A 26,141-nucleotide genomic window follows, 5' to 3' on the forward strand; every position below is an offset into this window, starting at 1 on the left:
GAGCGGGGAGCGGTGGCGGGGCCTCCTGCTTCGCTGCCACAGGCTCGGTCTGCACCTTGCACGAGGAGGCGGCGAGCGAGGCCTGCGCCTGCGGCATCAGGCCGGGCTCCGGCGCCAGCGCCTTCAGCAGGATCAGGCCGGTTGACGTCGGCGAGTCGATGATCAGCCGGTCGGCAGCGGTGATTTCCTCGTCCTCCGGCAGCTCGTTGTGCTGCGCTTCCGTCATCAGGTCGAGCTCGATCACCTTCTTGCCGGCGGAGCGGTCGTTAATCGCGTAATAGGCGACCTCGTTGCGGGTATAGAACGACACCGACGTATAGGCCTGGCTGACCGGCACGGTGAGCTTGAGCGGCCCGGTCGAGAGATCGTAGCGGCAGATCGCCACCGCGAAGGCCGGATCCATCAGCGGCATCGGCGAATGGCTCGGGTCGGCCAGCGGCAGCTGCGTCACCTCGTTGAGCTTGGTCATCGGCGTCAGCCGCGAATAGGCGTCCTGCGAGGCGATGCGCGGCAGCGCCAGCACGCTGACGAGATGCACCACGCCGCCGAGCAGCACGCCTGCGAGGATGGTGAGCAGCATGCGGATCATGGGCAGCCCGTCGTTGCGATCGAGGGCATCGGCGCGTCGCGCTGCGTGCGGGTCGCGACCCCAACCGGCGTGTCGTAGAGCCGCAGCATCAGCGCGTAGCGCTCGATGCCGCCGGTCGGCAGCCAGTTGCCGGCGCGCGAGCGCGAGGCGACGTGGATCTCGAACGTGCCGTCGGAGGCGCGCATGATCTCCTGGCTGGTGAAGCCGTAGCGCTGCAGCGTATTGGCGACCAGATGGCCCTTGCGGTCGAACAGCGTCAGCGTCCAGAACCGCGCCGCCGGCGTCACGCCGCTGACCACGATGTCGCAGCGGCCGTCGAGCGGCTTGTTCTTGTCGTCTGTGGTCGCCGAGAACGCGATGCCGTCGCCGGTGCCGATCGGCAGCTCGCCGCTGCGCGCGATGGTGGCGCGCGAGTAGGGGTCGACATCGGAGGTGCCGCTCTTCGGACGCGCGGTCCAGGCGCCGATCTTCAGCGTGCCGAGATCGGTGCCGCGGGTCGCCGTCGCATAGGTCAGGCCGAGGCCAACGGCCGTGGCGATGACGAGTGCCAGCAAGGTTGTGAGGAGGAGCCGCACGTCAGTTCTTGCGTGGCACGGCCGGTGTCGCGCCGTCCGGCCCGGCCGCGGCAACGTAGTTTTCGGGGAACGCCAGCGCGCTCGAGGACTCGGCCTTGCCGGTCTTCGAAGGTTCGTTCAGCGTGGTCTTGCCGGCGGTCTTGGCCGCGTCGTCGAGCAGCTTCTCGACCCGCACCAGGATATCCGCGCCGCGCTTGGTCAAAACCGGCGGCGGGCCCGGCTTGGTTTCCAATACGCGCGGCGCCGCGCTGGCCTGGGCATTGGCTTGCGCCGGCTGCGGCGGCAGCTTCTGGCCCATGCCGACGCCGACGAGCTCCTTGACCTCCACGCCCTGATGCGCGGCGACCATGATGTCGTGCCAGGTCTGCGCCGGCAGCGAACCGCCGGTCATGCGGTTGGTCGGCGAATAGTCGTCATTGCCGTACCAGACCGCGCAGGTGAAGTTGCCGGTGTAGCCGACGAACCAGGCGTCGCGATAGGCGTTGGTGGTGCCGGTCTTGCCCGCGGTCGGAATGCCGTCGAGCGCGGCGCGGCGCGCGGTGCCTTCGCTGACCACGTGGCTCATCATGCCGGCCATGTCGGCGGCGATGTTCGGCGGAATCGCCTGGCGCGGTTTCGGGCCGTCGCGGTCCCAGCGCCACACCAGGTCGCCGGCGCCGGTGCGCACCTCGAGCACCGAATGCGGCGTCACCGCCTTGCCGCGGTTCGGGAAGGTCGCATAGGCGACCGCGTGCTCCAGCACCGTGACTTCGTCGGAGCCGATCGGCAGCGACGGCGTATCGGGCAGCGGCGCCTTGAGGCCGAAGCGGCGCGCGACCTCGACGATCTTGGCGCGGCCCGCCTTCGGCCCTTCCTTGCCGCCCATCATGATCGAGAGCTTGACCGGCACCACGTTGATCGAGCGGGTGATCGCCTGCGTCAGCGTGACCTGACCCGAATAGGAATGGCCATAGTTCTGCGGGCACCAGTTGCCGATGCAGACCGGGCCGTCGACGATCTTCGAGTTCGGCGTGAAGCCGTTCAGCAGCGCCGTGGTGTAGACATAGGGTTTGAACGACGAGCCCGGCTGGCGATAGGCGTCGGTGGCGCGGTTGAATTGGCTCGCACCATAGTCGCGGCCGCCGACCATGGCGCGGATGCCGCCGTCGAGATCGGACACCACGGTCGCGGCCTGCGTGGCGTGATAGTCGCGCCCGAACTGCCGCAGCTGGTTCTCGATCGCTTCCTCGGCCGCCTTCTGCACGTTCATGTCGATCGCGGTGCGGACCACGAAGACGCGCTCGGTGTAGGATTTCGGGAAGGTGTCGACCAGCTTGCGCATCTCGTCGAAGGCGTAGTCGAGATAGTAGTTCGGCGAGTTCTCGTCGCGCCGGTCGACCGCGACCGCGGGATTGCGGCGGGCGCCGAACACCTGGCCCTCGGTCATGAAGCCGGCATCGACGAGGTTGTCGAGCACGACATTGGCGCGGGCGCGCGCCGCGGGCAGGTTGATGTGGGGGGCGTATTTGGTCGGCGCCTTGAACAGGCCGGCGAGCATCGCGGCCTCCGCGAGGTTCACGTCGCGCACCGACTTGTTGAAGTAGAAGTGCGCCGCGCCGTCGACGCCGAAGGTGCCGCCGCCCATATAGGCGCGGTCGAGATAGAGCTTCAGGATCTCGTTCTTGGTGAGCCGCGTCTCCAGCCAGATCGCGAGGAAGGCTTCCTTCACCTTGCGCTCGATGGTGCGCTCGTTGTTCAGGAACAGGTTCTTGGCGAGCTGCTGGGTGATCGACGAACCGCCCTGGCGGACGCCGCCGGCCTGCGCGTTGGTGACGAGCGCGCGGGCGAGGCCCGGCACGTCGATGCCGAAATGGTCGTAGAAACGGCGGTCTTCGGTCGCGAGCGTCGCCTTGATCAGATTGTCCGGAAAATCTTCCAGCGGGATCGAGTCATTATGCTTGATGCCGCGGCTGCCGATCGGGTTGCCGTAACGGTCGAGGAAGGTCACCGCGAGGTCGGACTTCTTCAGCCAATCCTCGTCGGCGGTCTCGCGGAAAGCCGGGATCGCGAGCGTCAGCATCAGGATCATGCCGCCGAGCCCGAGGGTTGCGGCCTCCGACAGTGGCTCGATGAACACCCAGCGCTTCCAGCGGCCGACATAGAAGCGGTCCATGAAGGTGGAATAGCGCTCGTAGAGCTCGCGCAGGCCCTTGCCCGACGAGAACAGCGTCGAGTCGATACGCGCATCGAGGTCCAGGAAGAAGTTCCGGACCTTCTGTTTCCAATGCGACGGCATGATCTGAAAGGACCGGACCCTTGATCAGTTCGACAGCGCTACGGGTGCCCAAAACGGGCACGGGCCAGCGTCTTGCTTCGATGTTGCGGCAATCCCAAGGCGCTTTTGCGTCGTTGGGGACTCGTTCGTTGTTCTATCCGAGCGGCTGCCATAAACCAATGGCGCGGCTTGTGAATTTAATGAAAGCCCTAACGCTGCCCACCGGCTTTTTCGACCCCGCAATACCACCCCCTTGCGGAGGGAGCGCCGGCATCCCAAGAAGAGTTGCACCGTCATTTCAGGGATATCATGACTGCACCGCCCAAGCGCCCGTCGGACCAGGAGGGATTCTTCTGGAAAACCAAGACGTTGGAAGAAATGTCCAACGCCGAATGGGAGAGCCTGTGTGACGGCTGCGCACGCTGCTGCCTGGAGAAGCTCGAGGACGAGGACACCGGCAAGATCTATTTCACCCATATCTCCTGCAAGCTGCTCGATTCCGGCCTCTGCACCTGCAAGGACTATCCGAACCGTTCCGACCAGGTTCCGGATTGCGTTCGCCTGACGCCCGAAAATGTCCGGACGCTGAACTGGCTGCCGCCGAGCTGCGGCTACCGGCTGGTGGCCGAGGGGCGGGACCTCTATTGGTGGCATCCCCTGATCTCGGGCGATCCCAACACCGTCCATGAAGCCGGAGTCTCGGTGCGCGGGCGGGTGGAAGGCACCGAGCTCGACGTCAACGACGCCGATCTCGAGGATCATATCGTGCGATGGCCCGCTCTGCTGCCGAAACGGGCACAATTGAAGAAGCGGCCGAAGGTTTCCAAGGCGTGACGATGACGCTGTTGGCGTCGTTCTCTGCGGCTCTGCGATCACGTCACCGCGAGAACATCGCGGCGGGATGCACCCATGCGCTGGGGTGCCTGCCTCAGCATTCAATTGCTGCATAAATTGCGAACCAGAGAATGATTCCATCGCGGGACGCGCCCGCGCAGCAGCATTACGCCCCAAATGAACAAGTATGAACGGCAGAGCCGTTTTCCTGCCGAACAATCCACATTGCCTGAAGACATTGCCGAAGAGCTGTCTCATCTCCCGAGCGAGGTGATCGAACTCAGCGACGCGCCACCACTGGCGCCGCCGGCACCGCTCAATCCGGACGAAGTCCGCACCATCGTTATCAGCCTGATGCTGACGATGTTCCTGGCCGCGCTCGACCAGACCATCGTCGCGACCGCGCTGCCGACGATCGGGCGCCAGTTTCACGACGTCACCAATCTGTCCTGGGTGATCACGGCCTATCTGCTCGCCTCCACCGCGGTGGCGCCGGTGTTCGGCACGCTGAGCGACATCTATGGCCGCCGCGTCATGATCATCACCTCGCTCAGCCTGTTCGTGGTCGGGTCGGTGCTGTGCGCGATCGCGCCCAGCATGACCATGCTGATCGTTGCCCGCGGCTTGCAGGGGCTCGGCGGCGGCGGCATCATGCCGGTGGTCCAGACCGTGATCTCCGACGTGGTGAGCCCGCGCGAGCGCGGCCGCTATCAGGCCTATTTCTCCAGCGTCTGGATGGCCGGAGGCATCCTCGGCCCGGTGGTCGGCGGCGTGTTCGCCGAGCACCTGCACTGGTCGATGATTTTCTGGATCAACCTGCCGCTCGCGGCGGCGGCGCTGGCGCTGCTGCTGCCGAAGATGAGCAAGATCCCGGTGTTCCACCGCAAGCGCAAGGTCGACTGGCTCGGCGGCGTGCTGCTGATGGCCTCGGCCGTCGTGCTGATGCTGGTGCTGACCTGGGGCGGCACCAAGCTGTCCTGGCTGTCGCCGACGATTACGGCGATGATCGGCGCCTCGATCGCGCTTGCCGGCGCCTTCGTCTGGCACGCGCGCCGCGCCGACGAGCCGTTCCTGCCGCTGTCGCTGCTCGGCGGCTCGGTGGTGCCGTTCGCGATGGGGGCGGGCGGCTGTGCGCTCGGCGCCATGGTCGGCCTCACCGTCCACCTGCCGCTCTATTATGAGGTGGTCTATCACCTCACCGCCAGCGAGGCCGGCCTCGCGCTGATCCCGCTCGCGGCGATCTCGACCTTCGGTGCGGCGATCGCCGGCCGGACGATGGCGAAGGCCAAGCACTACAAGCGTGTCGCGATCGTCGGCACCTCGGTGGCCGCGATCTGTGCCGTCGGCATGGCGGTGACGACGCTGCCGCTGTGGGGATTGTTGCTGTTGATGAGCGTGTTCGCGCTCGGCCTCGGCACCACTTTCCCGATCAGCGTGGTGTCGCTGCAGAACGCGGTGGCGCGGCCGCAGGTCGGCACCGTCACCGGTGCGATGAACTTCTTCCGCGCGATGATGGCCTCCTTCACGGTCGCCGCCTTCACCACCATCCTGCTGATGACGCTCGGGACCGACATCTCGCTCGCCGGCGAGCATCATGCCGCGGCCAGCACCGTCAGCGCGATCCCGATGGCCGACATGATCCATGCGTTCCGCTACGTGTTCGGCGCCGCCGCCGTGCTGCTGACCACCGCCTCGATCTGCATGATCACGATGGAAGAGCGCCCGCTCGCCGGTCCCGCCGCCCACCCGCCGGCGGAGATGGCGGAGTAGGGGCGGTCGCCTCATACACCGCTGTCGTCCCGGCGAAAGCCGGGACCGATACGCCGCGGCGGATGTTGTGAATGGGACTCGTCGTTCCAACATCGCGTAACAATCAGCATCCGTGGTTATGTGTCCCTGCTTTCGCAGGGACGACACGGAGCTTGTCGCACGGCCAGTGGGCAACAATTCGCGTTCTCGCGACATGAATTGCCCGAGCCTTTGCTTTTTGTTCCGCTTTCTCCGCTTCGCTCGCCCTACGTAATTTGCGCAGCGGGGAATGACGATCTGAGAGATCGGCGCCCCACGACCTTTTATTCCCCCCTCTGCCTCAAATTTATTCAGCCGCACCGCGCCGACCCACTACTTTAGTCGCCGTCCATGCATGACGATCTGCGCGCAGTTTCACTTGCTGCGCATTTTGTCGCGGCTATAGTCGCGCCCCAAGAGCTCGAAGCAGCCGAAGAAAAAGAGGAGAGAAACAGGGTGACAAGAACATCGCGACTCCCCGTGCATGCGATGCAGAAACTTGCAGGAGCGGCCGTGTTGGGCCTGTTGGCTGCGCCCAGCGGAGCGCTGGCTGCCGACACCCTCAAGATCGGCGTGATTGCCGAAGCGCAGGCGATTGCCGGTGCATCGATCCCGCAGGCGGCGCAACTGGCCGCCGACGAGATCAACGCCAAGGGCGGCATCGACGGCCGCAAGATCGAGATCGTCAGCTACGACAACCACTCGTCCTCGGCGGATTCGGTGCGTGCGTTCCAGCGCGCCGTCAACGAGGACAAGGTCAACGTCGTCATCTCGAGCTACATCAGCGAAGTGGTGCTGGCGCTCGAGCCCTGGGCTTCGCGCCTGAAGACGCCGTTCGTCACGCCCGGCGCCGCCTCCAACGAGATCAGCAAGAGCGTCCACGCCGATTACGAGAAGAACAAGTACACCTTCCACGGCTACCTGACCTCGGCCGCGCTGGCGCTGTCGGTCTGCGACGCCGCCAAGGAGCTCCTGGTCGATCAGAAGCACATGAAGACCGCGGTCATCATGAGCGAGGATGCGGCGTGGACCAAGCCGCTCGACGTCGGCTACGAGGAGTGCCTGCAGAAGATCGGGCTCAAGGTCGTCGACCATATCCGTTTCTCGCCCGACACCACAGACTTCACGCCGATCTTCAACAAGGTCGAAGGCTCCAAGCCCGACGTGATCATCACCGGCATCTCGCATGTCGGCGTGCAGCCGACGGTGCAGTGGAAGAACCAGCAGGTGCCGATCCCGATGTTCGGCATTTCCTCGCAGGCGACCAATGAGACCTTCGGCAAAGACACCAATGACGCGGCGGAAGGCGTGCTGTATCAGGGCGTGTCGGGCCCGAACGTCGCGGTGACGCCGAAGTCGGTGCCGTTCGCGGAGGGCTTCAAGAAGCGCTACGGCAACTATCCGTCCTACGCGGGGTACACCGCCTATGACGAGGTCTACTACATCGCGGATGCGGTGAAGCGCGCCGGCTCGGTCGAGGCCGACAAGATGGTCGATGCGCTGGAGAAGACCGACTGGGAAGGCACCATCGGACGCGTCCAGTTCTACGGCAAGGACGATCCGTTCACCCATTCGATCAAGTACGGCAAGGGCCTGATCACCGGACTGATGCTGCAGTGGCAGGGCGGCAAGCAGGTCGCGGTCTGGCCGAAGGAGGTCGCCAAGAGCGACCTCAAGTTCCCGAGCTTCGTCAAGGTTACCACGAATTAGTTGATGATCATGCTCCCGGGCCCCTCCCGGGAGCATCGGTCTTCGGTTCCGCGTCCTCCACAACAGGCAGCCCTGCTGCCGCGGCCAATCTGAGATGCTTGTCCTACAAATCCTGATCGATGGCTTTGCCATCAGTGCGCTCTATGCACTCGGCGCGACCGGCTTCACCCTGATCTTCGGTGTCTCCGGCGTTCTCAATCTCTCCCACGGTGCCATCATGGTGGCCGCAGCGGTTGCGGCCTGGGCCGCGGCCAGCGTGCTGCACCTCGACATCTACACCGGCGCGCTGTTCGGTGTCGGCGTCGCGCTGATCGTGTCGTTCGCGACCTATTTCGCGGTCGTCAAGCCGATTCAGAATTCGAGGCGGATCCCCAACGAGGAGAAGGAAATCTTCGTCCTCACCGGCACCCTGCTGTGGGGCATCATGATCCAGGAGCTGATCGCCTATTTCTTCACCAACAACGCCAAGACGGTGCTGCCGATCGTCGAGGGCGTCGTCGATATCTTCGGCAACCGCACGCCGCGCAACAATATCTTCACCGCGCTGGTCTGCTGCCTCGTGATCGGCCTGCTGTGGCTCCTGGTGAACCGCACCAGGACCGGCAAGGCGGTGCTGGCGGCCTCGATGAACCCGCGCGGCGTCACGCTGCTCGGGCTCGAGCTCACCCAGATCTACATCGTGGTGTGGGGCATCTACGGCATTCTCGCCGGCATCGCCGGCGTGCTGCTCGGCATGTTCCTCGGCGTCAGCTCCTACAGCGTCGGGCCGCTGACCGCGAGTGCGTTCTCGATCGTCGTGCTCGGCGGCCTCGGCAGCGTATCAGGCTCGCTGATCGCGGCCTTCGTCGTCGGCTATCTCGAGACCATCACGGCCTACATGATCTCGCCAGCCTATCGCACCATTCCGGCGCTGCTGCTTCTGGTGTTCGTGATGTATATCCGGCCTCAAGGCCTGCTCGGGAGGCGCTGAGATGGCCAGCTTCTTTTCTTCGCGCCTGTTCTTCATTTCGCTGGTCTGCGTGGTGGTCGCGGCGACGCTGCCGTTCTACGTCTCGGGCTACATCCTCGGGCTGCTGACCGTCGCGTTCTATTTCGGCGTGTTCGCGATGGCCTGGGACCTCCTGTTCGGCTTCGCCGGCGAGGTGAATTTCGGGCCGACCTTCCTGATCGGCACCGGCGCCTACACCGCCGGGATCCTCAACAACCAGTTCGGCTGGTCGGTCTATGTCTGCATCCTGCTCGGCGCATTGGCGTCGGTCGTCGCGGGCTTCGTGCTGGCGCTGCCGGCGCTGCGGGTGAGGGGACCTTATTTCGGCCTGACCACGCTGGTGGCGGTCTTGATGCTGCAGAACTTCGTCGTGGTGTTCGCCGATCTCACCGGCGGCGAGATCGGGCTCACCATCCCCGACGTCATCACCATCAATGCCGGCGCCAATTACTGGATCGCGCTCGGCTTCATGACCGTGAGCGCGGCTATCCTGTACGGCCTGTCGCAATCGCCTGTCGGTCTCGTGCTGCAGGCGAGCGGGCAGGACCCGGTGCAGGCCGGTGCGCTCGGCTTCAACATCGTCAAGCACAAGCTCGCGGCCTTCATCGTCAGCGCCTTCTTCTCGGGACTGTCGGGCGCGCTGCTGGTGTTCTATTTCGGCACCGCCTCGGTCGGCACCGTGGTCGACGTTGCGGTCGGCGTGAACGTGATCGTCTCCGCCGTGCTCGGCGGCCGGCGTACGGTGCTGGGCGCCGCGCTGGGCGCGATCTTCCTGATCGTCGCCGGCGAATTCTTGCGCCCGACCGGCGAGCTAGCGACCTTCATCGTCTCGGCGGTGGCGCTGCTCGTCGTCCTGTTCTTCCCCGGCGGTTTCCTCGGAGCGGCCCTGTCACGCGAGGCGCGCTCTTAAATGGATCAGACTGTGACCACAGCAACGCTCACCGTCCGTGGATTGACCAAGCGATTCGGCGGCTTGACCGCCGTGAAGAACCTCTCGTTCGACCTGCATCCCGGCGAGATCCTCGGCCTGATCGGACCGAACGGCTCGGGCAAGTCGACCGCGATGAAGAGCGTGATGGGCATCGAGCGTCCGACCGCGGGCGAGGTGCTGTTCGAAGGTGAGAACGTCGCCGGGCTGCCTGCGCACAAGATCGCGCGCAAGGGCTTCGGCATGGTGTTCCAGCACTCGCGGCCGCTGAACCGGCAGACCGTGCTGGAGAACATCATGGTCGCGCTGTTGCCCGACAGCCTGTTCATGCTGTTTCCCGACAAGGCGCTGACCGAGCGCGCCAAGTGGATCGCCGAGCGCGTCGGACTGGGGGCGGTGATGGACCGCCGCCCGCCGACGCTGCCGTTCGCCGACCTGCGCCGGCTGGAATTGGCCAAGGCGATCGCGCGCGATCCCAAGGTTGTGCTGGTCGACGAGCCCTTCGCTGGTCTCACCAGCGCCGAGGTCGGCACCTTCTCCGCATTGATCCGCAGCTTCCGCGACGAGGGCCGCGCGGTGATGCTGGTCGATCACAACGTCAAGAGCGTCGCGGCGCTGGTCGACCGCGTGCTTGCGATGTATCTCGGCGAGGAGATCACGACCGGCCGCGCCGAGGACGTGATGAAGAACGAGACCGTGCGGCGGGTCTATCTCGGCGGCGCGATCGAGACCCACGCGCGGCCCGAGACCTCGTTCAAGGACAAGGTGCCGCTGCTGCAGGTCGAGAATGTCAGCGTGCATTACGGCAAGGCGCAGGCGCTGGAGAACGTCTCGATCCACGTCCATGAGGGTGAGTTCGTCTCCGTCGTCGGCCTCAACGGCGCCGGCAAGACCACGCTGTTCAACACCATCTCGGGCTTCCTGCCCTATACCGGCGAGATCCTGCGCGGCGGACAGCCACTGCGCGGCACGGGGCCTGCGAAGATCGCCCGCTCAGGCCTCGTGCAATGTCCGGAATCGCGCGAGCTATTCGGCGAGATGACGGTGCGGGAAAATCTCGATCTCGGCGGCCAGCATCTCGACGACGCGGCGAGGGCCAAGCAGCTCGCCTGGTTGTTCGAGCTGTTCCCGATCCTGAAGGAGCGTCAGGGCCAGATGGCGCAGACGCTGTCCGGCGGCGAGCAGCAGATGCTGGCGATCGGCCGCGCGCTGATGATGCAGCCGCAGATCCTGATCCTGGACGAGCCGACGCTGGGGCTTGCGCCTGTTATCCTCGAGCTGCTGTCGAAGGCGCTGGAGAAGCTGCGCCAGACCACCAAGATCACGGTGCTGCTGGGCGAGCAGAACGTGACGTTTGCGCTCCCGCATGCCGACCGCGTCTATGTTCTGGAGCACGCGCGGATCGTCTGGGAGGGCGATCCGGGCCGGTTCGCCGCGGAGGCCGGCAAGGACTTTCTCTGACGTTCGCAGTTTGAAAAGAAGAAAGCAAAACAAGGGAGATCATGATGACAGCATATTCCACCGCGACCCGCGTGAGCCTGTTGGCCTCGGCGCTCGCGCTCTGCCTCGCGGCGCCGGCCTATGCGCAGTCCAAGGACCCGATCAAGATCGGCATCATTGCCGAAGTGCAGTCGATCGCGGGTGCGGCGACGCCGGGCGGCGCGCAGATCGCAGCCGACGAGATCAACGCCAAGGGCGGCGTGATGGGCCGCAAGATCGAGATCGTCACCTACGACAACAAGAGCTCGTCGGCGGACTCGGTGCGCGCCTTCCAGCGCGCGGTGAGCGAGGACAAGGTCTCCGCCGTGATCGCGAGCTATATCAGCGAGGTCGTGCTGGCGCTCGAGCCGTGGGCCTCGCGGCTGAAGATGCCGCTGATCACGCCCGGCGCCGCCTCCAACGAGATCACCAAGGCGGTTCACAACGACTATGAGAAGAACAAGTACACCTTCCACGGCTACCTGACCTCGGCCGCGCAGGCGCAGCTGGTCTGCGACGCGGCCAAGGAGCTGCTGGTCGACCAGCTCAAGTTCAAGTCGGTCGCGATCATGAGCGAGGACGCGGCCTGGACCAAGCCGCTCGACGTCGGCTACGAGGCCTGCTTGCCGAAAGCGGGCCTGAAGGTGGTCGAGCACATCCGCTTCTCGCCCGACACCACCGACTTCACGCCGATCTTCAACAAGATGGAAGCCGCCAAGCCCGACGTGATCGTCACCGGCATCTCCCATGTCGGCGTGCAGCCGACCGTGCAGTGGAAGAACCAGCAGGTGCCGATCCCGATGTTCGGCATCAGCGCGCAGGCGCTGAGCCCGACCTTCTGGGGCGACACCAACGGCGCGGCCGAGGGCGTGCCCTCGCTCGCGGTGGCGACGCCTGATGTTGCCGTCACGCCGAAGACCAAGCCGTTCGCGGCGGCGTTCAAGGCCAAGTTCGGCACGCCGCCGGCGTATACCGGCTACACCGCCTATGACGAGGTCTACATCATCGCCGAGGCAATCCAGCGCGCCGGCTCGACCGATCCGGACAAGATGGTGACGGAGCTCGAGAAGACCGACTTCGAGGGCACGATCGGCAAGATCCAGTTCTACGGCAAGAACGACGAGTTCACCCACGGCATCAAGTCCGGTCCGGGCGCCGTGACCGGCCTCGTGTTCCAGTGGCAGGGCGGCAAGCAGATCACGGTCTGGCCGAAGGCGATCGCCGAGGGCCAGATGAAGTTTCCGAACTTTGTGAAGCTGTCGCAGTAATCGCGGCGCGAGTGTTAAAGGCGACCAGGGGCGGTCATGCGGTGGCCGCCCCTTTTGTTATTTGCGCGTCGGCGGCGCCGTCTGGATCGTCGGCGCGGCCGCCGCGAGTAGCGCGGCGCGGTCGCCGTTGCGCGGCGGATAGATGCGCTGCTGGTTGATGGTCTGCTTGGTGAGCTTGGCGGCAGCGCCTGTGGTGTGCACCTCGCGGTCCCAGCCGGTGGTGTAGAGCGCGCCCCAGGCGCCGAGATCGAGCACTGTCACATACCAGTCGATATTGAGCGGCAGCAGCTTTTCACCAAACAGATCGGCGACCACATTGTGGCCGGCGAAGCGGCCCATCGGCCGCGCGAACTGGCAGGACATCACGGTCGGGTGCTCGCCGTCGATCAGGCAGGCGGCGACGTCGCCGGCGGCGAAGACATCCGGCAGGCCTTCGACGCGCATGGTGTGGTCGACTTTGATGCGGCCGAGCGAGTCGCGCCTGGCCGGCAGCGAGGTGGCGAGGGGGCTGGCGCGCATGCCCGCGCACCACACCACGGTTTTGGTCGGAATGATCTCGCCCGAGTTGAGCGTGATGCTGTCGGCGCCGATGGCGCTGACCCGGACATTCAGCCGCATCTCGACGCCGAGCGTGGCCAGCGCCTCGTTGATGACCGGGCGGCCATGCACGCCGAAGGTCGCGCCGACCACGGGATTGGGATCGATCAGGATGACCCGTTGATCGCCGGTGATGCCGGCGTGCGCCAGCTTGGCCGGCATCTCGGCCGCGACCTCGATCCCGGTGAACCCTGCGCCGACGACCGCGACCGTCGCGCGTGCCTCTGACGGCGGCTCTTTGCCGAGCGCCGCCAGATGCGCGTCGAGACGCATCGCCGCTTCATAGGTGTCGACATCGAAGCTGTGGGCGGCCAAGCCTGAGATGGCGGGGCGGACCAGCTCGCTGCCGGTGGTCAGCACCAGCCGATCGTAGCTCAGAACCTCCGTGCCCGCGCTGGTCTTGACCGTGGCTGCGCGCGTCGCCGGATCGATCGCCGCGACCTCGGCCACCCTGTGGCTGACGCCGACCGGATCGAGCAGGTCCTTGAGCGGCAACGCGACGTCGCCGAGATCGACCTCGTAATTGCGCACCCGGATGTTGTGATAGGCGTTGCGATCGACGACGAGGATTTCGGTATCCGCTGCTCGTGCGCCGATCTCGTCGCGCTTGCGGGCTGCACCGAGCGCGGCCCACAGTCCGGCAAAGCCGGCCCCCAGCACCAGGATGCGCGCCATCTCTCCCTCCGAAGTTGCACCGGAGGGAGCTTGCCTGCGCCGGCGATGTCAAATCAAGTGGCAGAAAGGCGTGTGAGGTGCCCTCACGTCCCCGGCCGCGACACCTCGGTCTCCTTGCTGGTGATGAATTCCAGCAGCACCGGCACACCTTCCTTGGTCTTCTGGATGCCGCGCTTGATCGCGGGGATGATGTCCTCGGGCTTGGTCACCCGTTCGCCGTAGCCGCCGAACGCGCGGGCCATCGCGGCGTAGTCGCCGGAGATGTCGGTCGAGCGGTATTTCTCGGTCGAAATCGGCATCACCTTCAATTCGATCGCCATCGAGAAATTGTTGAGCAGGATCGACATGATCGGAATCCGCTCGCGCACCGCGGTCTCGAAGTCCATCCCGGTAAAGCCGATCGCGGCGTCGCCCCAGACATTGATGCAGAGCTTGTCCGGCTTTGCCAGTTTGGCGCCCATCGCAAGGCCGAGGCCGTAGCCGAGCTGCGTGGTCTTGCCCCAGCCGATATAGGACAGCGGTTCGACCGACTTCCAGAACGGCGAGAGCTGGTCGCGCGGGCTGCCGGCGTCGTGGGTGATGATGGTGTTGTGGATGTCGACGGTGTGCTGCAGGTCCCACAGCACGCGATAGGGATTGAGCGGCGCGTCGTTGTGCGTCAGCTTCGGCATCCACTTGGCGAGCCACTCCTTGTGGGAGGCGGTGATCTCCTCGGCGACCGCGCTGGCGTTGCGGTCCGTGGTCACGGTCTTGCCGATCTCCTCCAGCAGCGCGTCGAGCACCAGGCCGGCGTCGCCGACCAGGCCGACCTTGGCCTCGACATCCTTGTTGATGTGGTTCGGATCGAGCGTCGAATGGATGATGGTCTTGCCCTTCGGCATCGCGATGCCGAACGACGTCTCGGTGAAGGAGCAGCCGATGCCGAGGATCACGTCGGCTTCGGAAAGAAACTTCGGCACCGCGCGCGGCACCGCAAGGCCGCCGGAGCCGAGCGAGAGCGGATGCGTCTCGGGGAAGGACGACTTGCCGCCGAGGCTGGTGGTGACCGGTATCGCGAGCCGTTCGGCGAGGCGCTTCAGCTGCGGCCAGGCCTTTGCATAGTGCACGCCCTGGCCGGCATAGATCACCGGACGTTTTGCATTCACGAGCAGCGCCGCTGCCTCTTTCACATGCACGGGGTCGGCGCCATAGCGGGTGCGCAGCACCGGCGTGTAGTTCAGGGGCTCCGGCACCTCCTCGTTCCACATGTCGGCTGGGATTTCGACGATGACCGGCCCGCCGCGGCCGTTCTTCAGTTTGGTAAAGGCGCGGCGGAAAATGTTACAGACCTCCGCCGCGATGTTGATCGGCTCCGACGATTTTGAAAACGCCTTCATCGCCTGGCTGGAATTGAAGTTCGGGTCGATATTCGCGAGCCGGCGCGCATAGCCCATCGGCAGCACCAGGACGGGCACGGATTCGCCGTAGCACTGCGCGACGCCGCCCATCGCGTTCTCCGCGCCGGGGCCGTGCTGCATGCAGAAGGCGCCGATCTTGTCGCCCGAGGTGACGCGGGAGATCGCGTCCGCCATGTGCACGCCGATGCGCTCCTGGCGCACCATCACCGGGCGGATGTCGGCATTGGCGGCGTATTCGATCAAATGGTTGACCGGGTAGCCCGTGAGGATCTCGATGCCCTCGCGCTTCATGATTTCCGCGATCGCGGTGCCGAGCTTCATGACGGTCACTCCCATTGCATGCGGCCGGTTCGTTCCGGCCTCGTTGTCGCCTGTCCGATAAAGGAACAGGATTCCGCGGCACCGGTAAAGCGCGGCCGGGGCCGGATCAGGTAGTCCTGATATGCGTTTACGACTGGAGCTGTTTTCGCTCAGACAGGATCAGAACGGAGCTCTTAAATTCTTGTTTTGACGCGTTTTCTTTGCGCGAGCCGGTGTCGCCTTCGCTTGAAAGCGCTCCGGTCGCGGCCCGGTGCCTCGCCCGGCGGCAACCCGATGCAGGCAGAACTAGCATGGAAATTCGCTGCAACTTTTAAGCGACCGTTCATCCTTTCCCTCAATGGGCCGTCAACCAATGTGGCCTAGTTTGGCCGGCATATTACTACGGCGCGGGAGAAAAAGCCGCGAGCGTCGGACAGGAGCTTTTCATGCGCGCGTTGATGGCAAGGTTTCTGCGTGATGAGGTCGGGGCGACGGCCATTGAATACGCCATCATCGCCGGCGGCATCAGCATCGTGATCGTCGCCGGCGTCAGGGGCATCGGCACCAGTGTGAGCGGCCAATTCAATGCCGTCAGTTCGGCATTCAAGTAAGCGCTGCCGGCAGCCCGGCATTTTCCGGATTCAGTCGTCCCCGTTCAACGCGCGCAGCATCGCGATGCGCGCGAACATCAACCAGCCGGCACCTTGTTCCGCCGCATTGATCAGATGCTCGACCGCGATCTGCCAGCGCGTCTCCTGCTGGGTGTCTTCCGATAGCTTCATGATGTAGTCGGCAGCGTGCTGCAGCGTCACCAGCGTGCCGCCGCGATGCAGCGCGATTGGTTCGTCAAACGGCGTCGACCAGGGCATCTCGACCAGGACATCTCAGGCGCGGCGGACCGGGCTCAACTTGCGGTCGCTGCGCTAGTGTCCCGAATCCGAAGTTCGCATCATTTGCCGCACCTTCGGAGCGAACTTCGGATTCGATAAGGACACTAGCAAACTTATGATTCTAGTGTGCTTTATGAATGCGAAGTTCGTGAAAGTGGCTGCCGCGAAATCGCACGAACTTCGCATTCAGCACACTAGCCTGCCTTCTTCCGCGCCGCGGTGCCCTGGGCGCGCGTTGTCTTCTCGGCCTTCTTCGGCTCGGGCTTGGCGGCCTCCTTGGGCTCGCGCTTGCCGCTGCCCGAGATCGGCAGCAGCATTTCGCGCTGGCCCTCGATGCGCTTCTTCGGCTTCTTGCCCTTCGCGGCCTTTGCCTCGGCCTTGGCGGGCGCGGCCTGCTTCTCGTTGGCGAGGCTCTTTTTCAGGGCGTCCATCAGGTTGATGACGTTGCCGCTGGTCTTCGCCGCGGGCTTGGCAATCTTGATGCCGTCGCGCTTCTGGTTGATCAGGTCGATCAGCGCCTGCTCGTAGCGGTCCTCGAACTCCTCCGGATCGAAGTCGGCGGACTTCTGCTCGACGATGTGCTTGGCGAGATCGAGCATGTCCTTGGTGATCTTCACATCCTGGATGTCGTCGAAATACTCCTTCTCGCTGCGCACCTCGTACGGGTAGCGCAACAGCGTGCCCATCAGCCCGTTATCCAGTGGCTCGAGCGCGATGATGTGCTCGCGATTGGTCAGCACCACGCGGCCGATCGCCACCTTGTTCAGGCTGCGGATGGTCTCGCGGATCACCGCAAAGGCGTCGTGGCCGACCTTGCCGTCGGGAACGAGGTAGTAGGGGCGGATCAGATAGCGGCTGTCGATCTCGCTGCGCGGCACGAATTCGTCGATCTCGATGGTGCGGGTCGAATCCAGCGCGATGTCGTCGAGCTCTTCCTTGGTGACCTCGATATAGGTGTCGGTGTCGACCTTGTAGCCCTTCATGATGTCTTCGGTAGAGACTTCCTCGCCAGTCTCCGCGTCGACCTTGGCATATTTGATGCGGTGGCCGGTCTTGCGGTTGATCTGGTTGAAGGAGACCTTTTCGGTATCCGATGTCGCCGGGTACAGGGCAACCGGGCAAGTCACGAGCGAAAGGCGCAAGAAGCCCTTCCAATTGGCGCGAGGGGCCATAGGGAAACTCCGGGGAAACTCCGATTACGCAACCGACGGAACGGTCAAGGATAACACCGGGAACCCCAGTTTGAAACAACACGGCCCGGTGAATCTCGCAACGGCGTTAACCGTGACCTCGCGCTGCGCCCGTTTGACGCGGCGGCGGGACTGCGGTTGGGCAGCCGTTGAAGCGCTCGGAACATCACTCCCGATCACGCGTTGGCTGTCGAAGGGGAGCGGCAAACGCCGGAATTACAGGCACTTAAGCAAAGAGGTTGCCATGGCAACGGAACGACACGGTCAAATCGTCGAAACCCCGACAGAGGCGCGCCAGGCCGAGCCTGGACCTTCGGTTCTCGCGCTGCTCACGGCCTCGACAGGGCTGGCTGTCCTGATCCTCGGCATAGTCTGGTTCGCCTTTTTCCGCGTGTGAGGCGATGATCATTGGTTGGCTGCGTGCGAGGACTTGATTGTTAAACTGAGAGGCGGGGCGAAGCGGGCAGATTGCTCCCGGGAAAAATCCGTTCGGTCGATCGCACGGGCTTCCGGCGCGCCGCTATCCCGCATGCGGGCCACATCGCATGGTCAAGCTGCACGATCGTCTTGACGTACGGACGCGACGCCGATCGGACCAGAATGCAAGTGGAAATTCCGGCGCGCGGGCTGCCGCGATCGCCGACGTCGAATTCCACATCGTGTCGAATGGAATTTCCCTGAGCGATGACGTGCGGCTTGGCAGCGTTTTGCAGCGGTGATCTGTGATGCGCGCGGCGAATGGCTGCGGCGACGCGTCACGAGATCATCGAAATTGACTGCTAGCTGATTTGAATCAGATACGTCCTGAGCCTGAGATGTTCTATTCGCAAGAAGAAAAAAACTCGTTGCTGGCCCGCCTCAAGGAGAAAAGCGTTTCAGGTGTCTTCGTCGGATTGACGGTGCTGGCGATGGCGGGGTGGATCTATCTTCTCAGCTCGATGTTCCTGAAATTCATGCTCTGGTGGTTCTCCTGAGACGTTGTCTCGCGAGAACAACCATTGTTGATGCCTGATCATTGTTGCGCCGTTCGATTGCACAAAAATTCCAGCGGCTGAACAATCTTTCGGCGCGTCCAATCATGATGTCGTCACAACTTCGAATGTTAATAACATCGGGGCGAACGTGGACGATTGTGATGGTTTCTCCTGCTCTGATTCTCGCGGCGGTGTTCGTCGCAGGCTTCTTCTCCGGTTTCGCTGCGCGTTCGTGGCGGTCGCACAAGCGCCGCGCGCAATATCGGATCTATGCACCGTATGTGGCGCCATCAGCCGCGAAATCGTCGAGGCGGGAACAGCCGGTCAGTGCGTTCGGCCACATGCGTCGCGCGTTCTAGCGGAGTAGTTCGATCGAGGTAGCGCGACTGTGCGTGGTGAGTTGGGGTTGGCTGGCAACATGCAATCGGTCATCATGTCCGCGTCCGTTGCGGCAGGCGGGTTGGTTGCGCGCCAGCGTGCGGCTGATCTCGTCGCCAGCCCCGCGGATCGCAAGGGAACTTTCACGTCATGAGTGATCTCAGGGGGCATTCGCCAAGGCGGTATGTCGTCGATGTCAGTGGCAAGCGCGTGCTGGTCGGGCTAACGCTTGAGGAGACATCGGAGTTCGAGGACCTGGACTCCTCGCTGCCGGGACTGGCGGACGGAGACGATAAGGGCACGGGCCTGGTGCCGTCAGCGGGTGAGGGACGGTGGCTCGAACTCTATGACAAGCATGACAAGGCCTGGATCAAGTGGAAAGCCGACCTGAGGGCCGGGCATGAGGGCAATTCATCCTTTTTTAACTAAGACCGGGCGATTTTTGACCTGTGCTGCCTGAATGGGCCCGAACCGGATACTGACAGATGTTTCAGCTGTTTTTGCGGTCTCGCGCGCATGACCTGATCAGGTCGCGCCGCGGCGAGGAAGGTTTCAAGGCACGCTCGGCCGAGCGCGATGCCGAGACCGATCGCGCCCGGATCGGATCGATCATGGCCGCGATCGAGGCCGCGTTGCAGGCAGCCGAAAGCGAGCAATCCGGTCTTGGCCGCCGTGTCGATGATGTTCTGGCCCGCGCCGCGGTGACCCTCGGCAACGGCACCGACGAATATCTGGAACGCGAGGCGCTTGACAACTATCATCAAGACCTGTTTGACGCCGAGATCTCCAACGGCCAGCGCCGGCTGAAGGAATTGGCGACCGAGATTGCGCACTTCAAGTTCATGAAGGCCGCGGTCCTGAGCCGCTTTCCGGACTACAAGCCTCCGGCCGCCGGCAACTGACGCCTAGCGGCGCGCAACGTGCAGGCAGCTGCGGCTGCCGCGTGTAACGGCGTTTCCCGAAGGTCCGGCGCAAGGCGAAAGGCACAGGCAAAACGTGGTGATCGCAGGCAATCTACTCGTCACGGGCTGCGCCGGCTTCATCGGCTTCCATCTGGCGGAGCATCTGCTGCGGGCAGGGCAGCCCGTCATCGGCCTCGATAATCTGAACGACTATTACGACCCGGCGCTCAAGCGCGCGCGCCTCGATCTGCTCAAGCAGCACCGTGGGTTCACCTTCGTGGAGCTCGACCTCGCCGACCGCGCCGGCATGAAGGCGCTGTTCGAGCGTTATCGCTTCGAGGTCGTGGTGCATCTCGCTGCGCAGGCCGGCGTGCGCTATTCCCTGCAGAACCCGCACGCCTATGCGGATTCCAATCTGGAGGGCTTCCTTAACGTCCTCGAGGGCTGCCGGCACACCGCGTGCAAACACCTGTTGTTTGCGTCCTCATCGTCAGTCTATGGCGCCAACACCAAGTTGCCGTTTTCGGTCCACGACAATGTCGACCATCCGGTCAGCCTGTACGCCGCGACCAAGAAGGCCAACGAGCTGATCGCCCATTCCTACAGCCATCTCTATCGCGTACCGACGACCGGGCTGCGGTTTTTTACCGTGTATGGGACGTGGTATCGGCCCGACATGGCGCTCTATGCGTTCGCCGACGCGATCACCAAGGGCAAGCCGATCCGGCTGTTCAACAACGGCAACATGCGGCGCGACTTCACCTATGTCGACGACGTGGTCGAGGCGATGGTGCGGTTGATCGGCCGTGCGCCCGAGGGCGACGTCAACTGGTCGGGAGCGCATCCCGATCCGGGTTCGAGCCGGGCGCCGTGGCGGGTCTACAATATCGGCAACAGCAGGCCGGAAGAATTGATGCATGTGGTGGCGCTGCTCGAGCAGGGCTTCGGGCGGCAGGCCGAAAAGCAGTTGCTGCCGATGCAACCGGGAGATGTACCGGAGACGTCGGCCGACGTCTCCGACCTGGAGCGTGAAATCGGCTTCCGCCCGCAGACGCGGATCGAGGATGGCATTGCCAGGTTTGTCGCCTGGTATCGGGCCTATCACGACGTCGATCGGGCCTAGGCGCCGCGAGAATCGTCGTCGCTTTTCAACTCGCGGTCAGGGCTTGATCTTCGCGCAAACGCGATCCCCGTTTGTTGCGACGGAAAACCGCTTCGCACTTTTCCGGATCATGCTTTAGTGCGCTCCTTGCGAGTCCGGACTCGAGAAAAAAACTGGTTCAGCTTGGAACGGAGTGTGGCAATGCGAGTTATCTCGGGTTTTGCGATCGCTTCAGCCGTGGTCATGATCTGCAGCATAATGGTTCCGGCGCACGCGATCGACGTGCAGGTGGCGCGCGCCTGCGATGCTTTGGTGGCGAAGGCATTTCCGCCGCTACAGCCCGGCAATCCTGCTTCCGGCAGCGCGCGGGGCGGTGCGAAAGCCCAGCGCGACTATTTTAAAAAGTGCGTCGCCAATGGTGGCAAGATGGACGACGATGCGCCTCCTAAATCGAAATAGCGCGCGATCGCGACGCGCGTGGCGAATTAGCGATGCTTATGGCGAATCTTCGCTGCCGCTGCTGTTTGTGGCGACTGTGCAAGCGCGTGCGAATGGAGCGCCAAGCGCGCGAAAGGCGTTCGCTCCCTCTGTTCAAGTCGGACGCCTCGGTCCCGCTCATTTGAATTAGAATAGCGTTAGCGCGGTTGGGGCCGGCGGAGGCGAAATCGCGCTTGATCCGATGTCCAGCGTTGAATTCATTTTGCAAGGTTGCTCGAGCGCTTCAGGACACCCTCAACCGCTTCAATATTCGCAACCGGTCGAAACACTCTGCGATCCTTGATGGACATGGCAGCAGCAGATTTTGCGTCTGGGGAGCAGCTTGGTGGAATATCTTGTGTGCGCCTGAACGCGTCCTTTGATGTGCGATCGCTGTAACACGGCGACATTGTGATAGCCGAACAATGCGCGTTCAGCATTGCACGGCACGGCGGCCATCAATGATCACCAAGCAATATCATGCGCTTGGTAGAGCTTCTGCCCCGCATTGAGCCGCGTTGTCCAGCCGCGCGCCTTATCGCTGCCGCTGCCAACTCATCGGTACGACACATCAAAGGCCGCCGATCGAGCGCTTCGCGATCAGGTTGTGGAACCTGATTGAGAAAATTTAACTCGGAGCCGCGTTGGTCGCAAACCTGCCCCATTAACCGCCTTCCATGTGCGCGGAATAACCCTGTCATCGAAACTTCAATCACATCGCTCATACCCTTAACCGCAGAGCGAGGGCGCGCCATGAAGCAGCACAAAGTTCAACATTTGCATCAGCCGATCGAAGAGGCGTTGCTCGCGACCAATCAATCGCTGCGCAACGAAGTCGTTGCGCTGATGCTTGATATCGCTGAGTTACGTGAAATCCAGGAACGCCCGGGCTCGTCGCGTTCGTTCGGCATGTCTCGTGAGCAGAACACCCCGCGCGTCGCGCTGCGCCGGGTTCACAGCTGAAGTTCGTCAGCCTATTTCTCACCGGCAAGATATGCGGCCACATCCTCGCCAATCCGGCGAGCATGCTGGCGCGCCTGCAGCTGCGGACAATTCAATTCTAAATTGAAGAATGCGCCGGCCCGATGCTCGTTCAGGCGAGCTGGCGGACGTTGTTGCGGACAATCGCGGTCGTGAGGGTTGGGGCGGTCAGTGTTCCTGCGGCACGGACTTGTGCGCCCCGACATCGGACAGACGCTCGCGCAGGATCCAATTCTGCAAGACCAGTTCGACCGCGGTATGCCGGAGCTCGCAATTCTCTGCGACGAGGCGTTCCAGGATGTCGGCCGCCTCGCTGGACGCGGGTTGGTTCCCCTCGAAGACCTTGAGACGCGCCATGGTGTCGATCCTCGCAAAAAGAATGTTGATCAGAGACTGGCTCTGACAAGCGTCAGCGCAGAATGGTTCGTGGATTATCGGGCGGACGTGGTTCCGCCTGATGGCCTTGGGTGGGAAAGCGCTTAATTGATAATTCGTGGATCGAGTTATGAGCGTTAGATCTCGTGAAAATAATCCTCAAATATGTTGAAACCCTCATGACACCTAACGTCCTAGTAACTACTGCTGGGCGTGTACGCCCGCAAGCGGTCGGACGCGAAAGTCGCGGGATTAATTTGTTAGAAATTTGTGAAAGTTGCGCTTGACCGATGAGGCGATTATCGCGGCGGGGCATGGCGCACTCACAATCTGTCGAGAGACCGATTGAATATTCTCATTTGAGAATGCAAACAGTGCGCCAGTTATCCAGATCAAACTCTCATACACAGAAAGTCGTATAACTTTTTTTATCGGGCCCTTTCAGCGGAGGAATATTCCCCGTATATTCCGGTAAATACCTTGCAGCTTCGGCGTTTCTTCGCACTATGTGTTGCTGCCGACCGGCAAGTTCGAGGCTCCCGAAAGGCCCCCGGGAAACCCTCAATTTGAATTTCCTGTTGCATTTACATAGCTTATAGGCCATGCGATGATTGCTAATCTAGGGGGCAATGAGATGACCAATGAGGCGTCATTCTACTGAGGAGATCAGTTCCAAGGTCAAACAGGCCGAGGAACTCATGGCGCGGGGGCAGTCCCAGGCCCAAGCGTGCAAGGTGCTGGGCGTTAGCGTGATGACATTTCATCGCTGGCGCAAGCAGGAGGCCGCACGTGGCCACCAGGCGAATGGTACTGTTACCGAATTCGCCTCTCGCACCGATGATCGAGATGGGATCCCCCCTGTCCATAACCGTATTGATGAATTACGGCTGGAAAATGAACGGCTGCGCCGGATCGTGACCGACTTGCTGCTCGAGAAAATGAAGATCGAGGAGAAGCTTGCGCTCAGGTCCAGCGGCGGGAGCGGCTTGCCCCGCCGTGGTGAAGCCCAAAGCTGACGTAACCTATCTGTTAGTGGATGCGTGGAGGCCTGGGAGCCAGCAGTAGCTGGTCGCTCAGATGTGCCTTCTCCGACCTTGCGCGCAGTTCTTCGAAGATCGGACGCAGTCTGGCCTGTGCAAGGTCCAGGCCTCTGACGATGTCCTGATTCGGCATGTCCGCCGGGAAGCGGGCCGCTCGCAGCTTTGTCTCGATCGCCTTGACCAGCACCTCGACGTCGTCGCGGTGCTGGCCTGCGACGAGTTCGGCACCCATCAGGCGGATGAGATGGAGGAGGGCCACCAGCGCGGCCTCGGTTTCGCCAGCCGATGAACTCATGCGCGCTCTCTATCCGATATCCGCAGCAGGTCTTGCGAGCTCACGACCCGCCTGATAATACACATATGAATTGTTAACACGAATGTTAATTCCCGATGACCGACCTTTCGGACGCTCGATTGACGAAGGTACCGGTTAACTTCGGCGCCTTCTCGTTCGCTTTCGCCTCTCTCGAGGTATTCGCCGTCGCGTTCGAGATGATAATCGTCGTGCTGTCCAGCATCGTTGGCGGCGCGGCCTATCACCTCTTTTACTACCACACGGTTTATAGCAACAGCTTCGAGGGTTTTCTAGGGATCGGGGTCCTCGCCGCCATCCTTCACATGTTCGTGGCGAAGTCGCAGGGCCTCTACAATGCGCAGGTGCTGGCCGGTCTCGACCGGCGCTGGAGCAGCCTGCTCGGCGGGTGGCTGCTGGTCGTTCTGCTGATGACCTTGATCATCTTCCTTCTGAAGGTGGGTTCCGGCGTCTCGCGCGGATCGGTGATGTCATTTGGCCTGATCGGCGGCCTCGGCCTGGTCACTGGACGGATGCTGCTGCAGGCGCCGCTGCAACGCGCGATCGACCGCGGCATGCTGGCCACGCGCCGCGCGGTCGTGGTCGGGATGGCGGACGAATTGTCCCGGGTGCGGCAAGCGAGCCTGCTGAGCGATTTCGGCGTTAGCGAGGTGCGACGGGTCCAGCTCTCCGGATCGTCCGACGACGCCGGCGACCGGGCTGCCGTCGCGTCAGCCATTCGTGCAGCCCGCGAGTGCGGCGCCGACGAGATCATCCTGGCCTTGCCCTGGCAGCAAGAGCCGCGCATCCAGTTCGTGTGCGATCAGCTGCGGGCATCGCCGCTGCCGGTGCGGCTGCTGCCGGACCGGACCGCGGAGCGGTTCCTGGCGCTGCGGATGGTGGCGACCGGCCCGATCCCGACGCTGGAAATGCAGCGCTCGCCGCTTACCTCGCTCGAGCGCGCCGGCAAGCGGCTGTTCGACATCGTGGCATCCAGCGGCCTCCTGGTGCTGTTCGCGCCGCTGCTGATCGGAACGGCGATTGCGATCAAGCTCGACTCCAGGGGGCCGGTCCTGTTCCGACAGCGCCGTAACGGCTTCGACGGCGAGCAATTCACCATCCTCAAATTCCGCTCGATGCACGTGCTCGAGGATGGCGATGTCATCACGCAGGCCCGCCCGAACGATCCGCGGCTGACCGGGATCGGCGCGACGCTGCGCCGCCGCAGCATCGACGAGCTGCCGCAGCTGGTGAACGTGTTGCGCGGCGACATGTCGCTGGTCGGGCCGCGGCCGCACGCGCTGGCGCATGACGACAAATATTCGAAGCTGATCGCGAGCTACGCGCAGCGCCAGCACGTCAAGCCCGGCATCACCGGTCTCGCGCAGGTGCAGGGGCTGCGCGGCGCGACGCCGGCGATCGAGGACATGCAGCTGCGCGTGGCGCACGACCTCATCTACATCAAGAGCTGGAGCTTCGTGCTCGACCTGCGCATCCTGCTGCGCACGGTCGGCGCGGTGCTGCGTCACAAGGGCATCTGACGGCTGGGCATCCGGCGCCAGGCGCGCCTTACTCCGGAATGCTCTGGTTGGCGTCCTTGAATTCCGCCTCGATGATGCGCCGGTTGGCGTCGCCAGCCACGCGATAGGCCTGCCCGATCGCTCCCTTCAGCTCCGGCGCGCGGGTGAGGATCAGGCGGATCTGCCGCTGCAGCAGATCGACCAATTCGACATCGCGCGCGGTGTCGACCTGCGCCAGCAGGATCAGGCGCGGCGCGATCAGGTCGCTGCGGTTGAAGCCGGTGTAGTAGGACATCTTCAGCGCCTTCGACGCGGTCGGGTTCAGCCAATCGAACCGTCCCGTTGCCGAGGCGAGGCCGAACCAGGCGCCGGCGTCCATCGGCGAGAGGCGAAGCGCGCGCGTGAACGCGGCTTCGGCCGCCTCCGGCGACGTCTGCAATTCGCTCCAGCCGTCGCGCAGCCACAGCTCGCCTCGGACCATGCCGACCTCTGCGGCGATCGCCGGTTTGCCGCGCAATGCATCGGCGGCAAGCCACCAGGCCGACAAGGCCAGCGTCGCCGCGCCGATCGCGGCGGCGGCCGGCACGAAGGCCGGCGAGAGGCGCCTCGCATTCCGGCCGATCGCCTCAGCCATCGTG

At 63.5% G+C, this 26,141-nt stretch carries 29 protein-coding genes; 19 read left to right on the top strand and 10 right to left on the bottom strand.

The window, feature by feature from the left end:
- From AC1VNY_RS08460 to AC1VNY_RS08470, 3 genes are all read right to left on the bottom strand, one after another.
- A partial coding sequence (locus AC1VNY_RS08460; protein ID WP_482404818.1) for a DUF1254 domain-containing protein occupies positions 1-589 on the bottom strand: 589 nt, incomplete at its 3' end.
- The gene (locus AC1VNY_RS08465) at positions 586-1,164 is read right to left on the bottom strand and encodes a DUF1214 domain-containing protein (RefSeq protein WP_482404819.1); all 579 of its coding nucleotides are present in this window, start codon (positions 1,162-1,164) and stop codon (positions 586-588) included. The genes AC1VNY_RS08465 and AC1VNY_RS08460, both read right to left, overlap by 4 nt.
- 1 nt (position 1,165) lies before the next feature.
- Positions 1,166-3,439, bottom strand: a complete 2,274-nt coding sequence (locus AC1VNY_RS08470) for a transglycosylase domain-containing protein (protein WP_482404820.1) — start codon at positions 3,437-3,439, stop codon at positions 1,166-1,168.
- Between the two features lie 288 nt (positions 3,440-3,727).
- On the opposite strand from AC1VNY_RS08470, the gene AC1VNY_RS08475 reads away from it, so the two are divergent.
- The 7 genes from AC1VNY_RS08475 to AC1VNY_RS08505 all read left to right on the top strand — a co-directional run bounded on the left by AC1VNY_RS08475 (position 3,728) and on the right by AC1VNY_RS08505 (position 12,413).
- Positions 3,728-4,252, top strand: a complete 525-nt coding sequence (locus AC1VNY_RS08475; protein ID WP_482404821.1) for a YcgN family cysteine cluster protein — start codon at positions 3,728-3,730, stop codon at positions 4,250-4,252.
- A gap of 177 nt (positions 4,253-4,429) precedes the next feature.
- A complete protein-coding gene (locus AC1VNY_RS08480; RefSeq protein ID WP_482404822.1) occupies positions 4,430-6,022 on the top strand; it encodes an MDR family MFS transporter in 1,593 nt (530 codons plus the stop codon).
- A 507-nt stretch (positions 6,023-6,529) separates the two neighbouring features.
- Positions 6,530-7,750 (top strand): ABC transporter substrate-binding protein, encoded by a 1,221-nt coding sequence (locus AC1VNY_RS08485; RefSeq protein WP_482404823.1) that lies wholly within the window; start codon positions 6,530-6,532, stop codon positions 7,748-7,750.
- Between the two features lie 94 nt (positions 7,751-7,844).
- The gene (locus AC1VNY_RS08490; RefSeq protein ID WP_482404824.1) at positions 7,845-8,720 is read left to right on the top strand and encodes a branched-chain amino acid ABC transporter permease; all 876 of its coding nucleotides are present in this window, start codon (positions 7,845-7,847) and stop codon (positions 8,718-8,720) included.
- Position 8,721: 1 nt separating this feature from the next.
- Positions 8,722-9,648 carry a branched-chain amino acid ABC transporter permease gene (locus AC1VNY_RS08495; protein ID WP_028345331.1) on the top strand — a complete coding sequence of 309 codons (927 nt, stop codon included), beginning with the start codon at positions 8,722-8,724 and terminating at the stop codon, positions 9,646-9,648.
- Positions 9,649-11,127, top strand: coding sequence for an ATP-binding cassette domain-containing protein (locus AC1VNY_RS08500; protein WP_028331621.1), 1,479 nt, complete (start codon positions 9,649-9,651; stop codon positions 11,125-11,127). It begins immediately after the preceding gene.
- Positions 11,128-11,168: 41 nt separating this feature from the next.
- Positions 11,169-12,413 (top strand): ABC transporter substrate-binding protein, encoded by a 1,245-nt coding sequence (locus AC1VNY_RS08505; protein WP_016841804.1) that lies wholly within the window; start codon positions 11,169-11,171, stop codon positions 12,411-12,413.
- A 57-nt stretch (positions 12,414-12,470) separates the two neighbouring features.
- Here the strand turns inward: AC1VNY_RS08505 and AC1VNY_RS08510 are convergent, their stop codons facing one another.
- Both AC1VNY_RS08510 and AC1VNY_RS08515 read right to left on the bottom strand, forming a co-directional pair.
- Entirely contained in the window at positions 12,471-13,685 is a 1,215-nt protein-coding gene (locus AC1VNY_RS08510) for an NAD(P)/FAD-dependent oxidoreductase (RefSeq protein WP_482404825.1), read from the bottom strand.
- Between the two features lie 83 nt (positions 13,686-13,768).
- On the bottom strand, positions 13,769-15,403 hold the full coding sequence (locus AC1VNY_RS08515) for a thiamine pyrophosphate-requiring protein (RefSeq protein ID WP_482404826.1): 1,635 nt from the start codon (positions 15,401-15,403) through the stop codon (positions 13,769-13,771).
- Between the two features lie 425 nt (positions 15,404-15,828).
- On the opposite strand from AC1VNY_RS08515, the gene AC1VNY_RS08520 reads away from it, so the two are divergent.
- Positions 15,829-15,993, top strand: coding sequence for a Flp family type IVb pilin (locus tag AC1VNY_RS08520; protein WP_016841801.1), 165 nt, complete (start codon positions 15,829-15,831; stop codon positions 15,991-15,993).
- A gap of 30 nt (positions 15,994-16,023) precedes the next feature.
- On the opposite strand, the gene AC1VNY_RS08525 is transcribed toward AC1VNY_RS08520, so the two are convergent.
- Positions 16,024-16,251, bottom strand: a complete 228-nt coding sequence (locus AC1VNY_RS08525) for a hypothetical protein (protein ID WP_016841800.1) — start codon at positions 16,249-16,251, stop codon at positions 16,024-16,026.
- Positions 16,252-16,466: 215 nt separating this feature from the next.
- The gene (gene ku, locus AC1VNY_RS08530) at positions 16,467-17,444 is read right to left on the bottom strand and encodes a non-homologous end joining protein Ku (RefSeq protein WP_482404827.1); all 978 of its coding nucleotides are present in this window, start codon (positions 17,442-17,444) and stop codon (positions 16,467-16,469) included.
- A 262-nt stretch (positions 17,445-17,706) separates the two neighbouring features.
- On the opposite strand from ku, the gene AC1VNY_RS08535 reads away from it, so the two are divergent.
- The 9 genes from AC1VNY_RS08535 (at position 17,707) to AC1VNY_RS08575 (ending at position 22,258) form a co-directional block, all read left to right on the top strand.
- Positions 17,707-17,859 (top strand): hypothetical protein, encoded by a 153-nt coding sequence (locus AC1VNY_RS08535; RefSeq protein WP_016841798.1) that lies wholly within the window; start codon positions 17,707-17,709, stop codon positions 17,857-17,859.
- 148 nt (positions 17,860-18,007) lie between these two features.
- On the top strand, positions 18,008-18,181 hold the full coding sequence (locus AC1VNY_RS08540) for a hypothetical protein (protein ID WP_482404828.1): 174 nt from the start codon (positions 18,008-18,010) through the stop codon (positions 18,179-18,181).
- Between the two features lie 96 nt (positions 18,182-18,277).
- Positions 18,278-18,436, top strand: a complete 159-nt coding sequence (locus tag AC1VNY_RS08545; protein ID WP_016841796.1) for a hypothetical protein — start codon at positions 18,278-18,280, stop codon at positions 18,434-18,436.
- Positions 18,437-18,597: 161 nt separating this feature from the next.
- Positions 18,598-18,795: a hypothetical protein gene (locus AC1VNY_RS08550; RefSeq protein ID WP_028331616.1), complete on the top strand. Its 198-nt coding sequence runs from the start codon at positions 18,598-18,600 to the stop codon at positions 18,793-18,795.
- A 169-nt stretch (positions 18,796-18,964) separates the two neighbouring features.
- A complete protein-coding gene (locus AC1VNY_RS08555) occupies positions 18,965-19,243 on the top strand; it encodes a hypothetical protein (protein WP_482404829.1) in 279 nt (92 codons plus the stop codon).
- 56 nt (positions 19,244-19,299) lie between these two features.
- Positions 19,300-19,716 (top strand): hypothetical protein, encoded by a 417-nt coding sequence (locus AC1VNY_RS08560; protein ID WP_038387967.1) that lies wholly within the window; start codon positions 19,300-19,302, stop codon positions 19,714-19,716.
- A gap of 94 nt (positions 19,717-19,810) precedes the next feature.
- On the top strand, positions 19,811-20,839 hold the full coding sequence (locus AC1VNY_RS08565; protein WP_482404830.1) for an NAD-dependent epimerase: 1,029 nt from the start codon (positions 19,811-19,813) through the stop codon (positions 20,837-20,839).
- A gap of 180 nt (positions 20,840-21,019) precedes the next feature.
- Complete coding sequence (locus AC1VNY_RS08570; protein ID WP_482404831.1) at positions 21,020-21,277, top strand: hypothetical protein; 258 nt, start codon at positions 21,020-21,022, stop codon at positions 21,275-21,277.
- Between the two features lie 771 nt (positions 21,278-22,048).
- Positions 22,049-22,258 (top strand): hypothetical protein, encoded by a 210-nt coding sequence (locus tag AC1VNY_RS08575; protein ID WP_016841790.1) that lies wholly within the window; start codon positions 22,049-22,051, stop codon positions 22,256-22,258.
- Between the two features lie 186 nt (positions 22,259-22,444).
- On the opposite strand, the gene AC1VNY_RS08580 is transcribed toward AC1VNY_RS08575, so the two are convergent.
- Positions 22,445-22,633: a hypothetical protein gene (locus tag AC1VNY_RS08580; protein WP_038387966.1), complete on the bottom strand. Its 189-nt coding sequence runs from the start codon at positions 22,631-22,633 to the stop codon at positions 22,445-22,447.
- A gap of 659 nt (positions 22,634-23,292) precedes the next feature.
- On the opposite strand from AC1VNY_RS08580, the gene AC1VNY_RS08585 reads away from it, so the two are divergent.
- Positions 23,293-23,667 carry a transposase gene (locus AC1VNY_RS08585; RefSeq protein WP_461190899.1) on the top strand — a complete coding sequence of 125 codons (375 nt, stop codon included), beginning with the start codon at positions 23,293-23,295 and terminating at the stop codon, positions 23,665-23,667.
- Positions 23,668-23,680: 13 nt separating this feature from the next.
- Here the strand turns inward: AC1VNY_RS08585 and AC1VNY_RS08590 are convergent, their stop codons facing one another.
- Complete coding sequence (locus AC1VNY_RS08590) at positions 23,681-23,986, bottom strand: hypothetical protein (RefSeq protein WP_038387964.1); 306 nt, start codon at positions 23,984-23,986, stop codon at positions 23,681-23,683.
- Between the two features lie 119 nt (positions 23,987-24,105).
- Between AC1VNY_RS08590 and AC1VNY_RS08595 the strand changes: the two genes are divergently transcribed.
- Positions 24,106-25,524, top strand: a complete 1,419-nt coding sequence (locus AC1VNY_RS08595; protein WP_482404832.1) for an undecaprenyl-phosphate glucose phosphotransferase — start codon at positions 24,106-24,108, stop codon at positions 25,522-25,524.
- A 28-nt stretch (positions 25,525-25,552) separates the two neighbouring features.
- Here the strand turns inward: AC1VNY_RS08595 and AC1VNY_RS08600 are convergent, their stop codons facing one another.
- The gene (locus AC1VNY_RS08600; protein ID WP_482404833.1) at positions 25,553-26,137 is read right to left on the bottom strand and encodes a hypothetical protein; all 585 of its coding nucleotides are present in this window, start codon (positions 26,135-26,137) and stop codon (positions 25,553-25,555) included.
- Positions 26,138-26,141 lie beyond the last annotated feature (4 nt).

This window comes from Bradyrhizobium ferriligni, from assembly GCF_056837965.1.

Coding starts and splice junctions, on each gene's coding strand:
- ku (WP_482404827.1), bottom strand. CDS start 17,444: ATGGCCCCTCGCGCCAATTGGAAGGGCTTCTTGCGCCTTTCGCTCGTG.
- AC1VNY_RS08485 (WP_482404823.1), top strand. CDS start 6,530: ATGCAGAAACTTGCAGGAGCGGCCGTGTTGGGCCTGTTGGCTGCGCCC.
- AC1VNY_RS08555 (WP_482404829.1), top strand. CDS start 18,965: ATGAGTGATCTCAGGGGGCATTCGCCAAGGCGGTATGTCGTCGATGTC.
- AC1VNY_RS08570 (WP_482404831.1), top strand. CDS start 21,020: ATGCGAGTTATCTCGGGTTTTGCGATCGCTTCAGCCGTGGTCATGATC.
- AC1VNY_RS08515 (WP_482404826.1), bottom strand. CDS start 15,403: ATGAAGCTCGGCACCGCGATCGCGGAAATCATGAAGCGCGAGGGCATC.
- AC1VNY_RS08520 (WP_016841801.1), top strand. CDS start 15,829: ATGCGCGCGTTGATGGCAAGGTTTCTGCGTGATGAGGTCGGGGCGACG.
- AC1VNY_RS08495 (WP_028345331.1), top strand. CDS start 8,722: ATGGCCAGCTTCTTTTCTTCGCGCCTGTTCTTCATTTCGCTGGTCTGC.
- AC1VNY_RS08540 (WP_482404828.1), top strand. CDS start 18,008: ATGGTCAAGCTGCACGATCGTCTTGACGTACGGACGCGACGCCGATCG.
- AC1VNY_RS08575 (WP_016841790.1), top strand. CDS start 22,049: ATGAAGCAGCACAAAGTTCAACATTTGCATCAGCCGATCGAAGAGGCG.
- AC1VNY_RS08535 (WP_016841798.1), top strand. CDS start 17,707: ATGGCAACGGAACGACACGGTCAAATCGTCGAAACCCCGACAGAGGCG.
- AC1VNY_RS08470 (WP_482404820.1), bottom strand. CDS start 3,439: ATGCCGTCGCATTGGAAACAGAAGGTCCGGAACTTCTTCCTGGACCTC.
- AC1VNY_RS08580 (WP_038387966.1), bottom strand. CDS start 22,633: ATGGCGCGTCTCAAGGTCTTCGAGGGGAACCAACCCGCGTCCAGCGAG.
- AC1VNY_RS08600 (WP_482404833.1), bottom strand. CDS start 26,137: ATGGCTGAGGCGATCGGCCGGAATGCGAGGCGCCTCTCGCCGGCCTTC.
- AC1VNY_RS08480 (WP_482404822.1), top strand. CDS start 4,430: ATGAACAAGTATGAACGGCAGAGCCGTTTTCCTGCCGAACAATCCACA.
- AC1VNY_RS08505 (WP_016841804.1), top strand. CDS start 11,169: ATGATGACAGCATATTCCACCGCGACCCGCGTGAGCCTGTTGGCCTCG.
- AC1VNY_RS08525 (WP_016841800.1), bottom strand. CDS start 16,251: ATGCCCTGGTCGACGCCGTTTGACGAACCAATCGCGCTGCATCGCGGC.
- AC1VNY_RS08560 (WP_038387967.1), top strand. CDS start 19,300: ATGTTTCAGCTGTTTTTGCGGTCTCGCGCGCATGACCTGATCAGGTCG.
- AC1VNY_RS08550 (WP_028331616.1), top strand. CDS start 18,598: ATGGTTTCTCCTGCTCTGATTCTCGCGGCGGTGTTCGTCGCAGGCTTC.
- AC1VNY_RS08590 (WP_038387964.1), bottom strand. CDS start 23,986: ATGAGTTCATCGGCTGGCGAAACCGAGGCCGCGCTGGTGGCCCTCCTC.
- AC1VNY_RS08490 (WP_482404824.1), top strand. CDS start 7,845: ATGCTTGTCCTACAAATCCTGATCGATGGCTTTGCCATCAGTGCGCTC.
- AC1VNY_RS08475 (WP_482404821.1), top strand. CDS start 3,728: ATGACTGCACCGCCCAAGCGCCCGTCGGACCAGGAGGGATTCTTCTGG.
- AC1VNY_RS08510 (WP_482404825.1), bottom strand. CDS start 13,685: ATGGCGCGCATCCTGGTGCTGGGGGCCGGCTTTGCCGGACTGTGGGCC.
- AC1VNY_RS08500 (WP_028331621.1), top strand. CDS start 9,649: ATGGATCAGACTGTGACCACAGCAACGCTCACCGTCCGTGGATTGACC.
- AC1VNY_RS08545 (WP_016841796.1), top strand. CDS start 18,278: ATGTTCTATTCGCAAGAAGAAAAAAACTCGTTGCTGGCCCGCCTCAAG.
- AC1VNY_RS08585 (WP_461190899.1), top strand. CDS start 23,293: ATGAGGCGTCATTCTACTGAGGAGATCAGTTCCAAGGTCAAACAGGCC.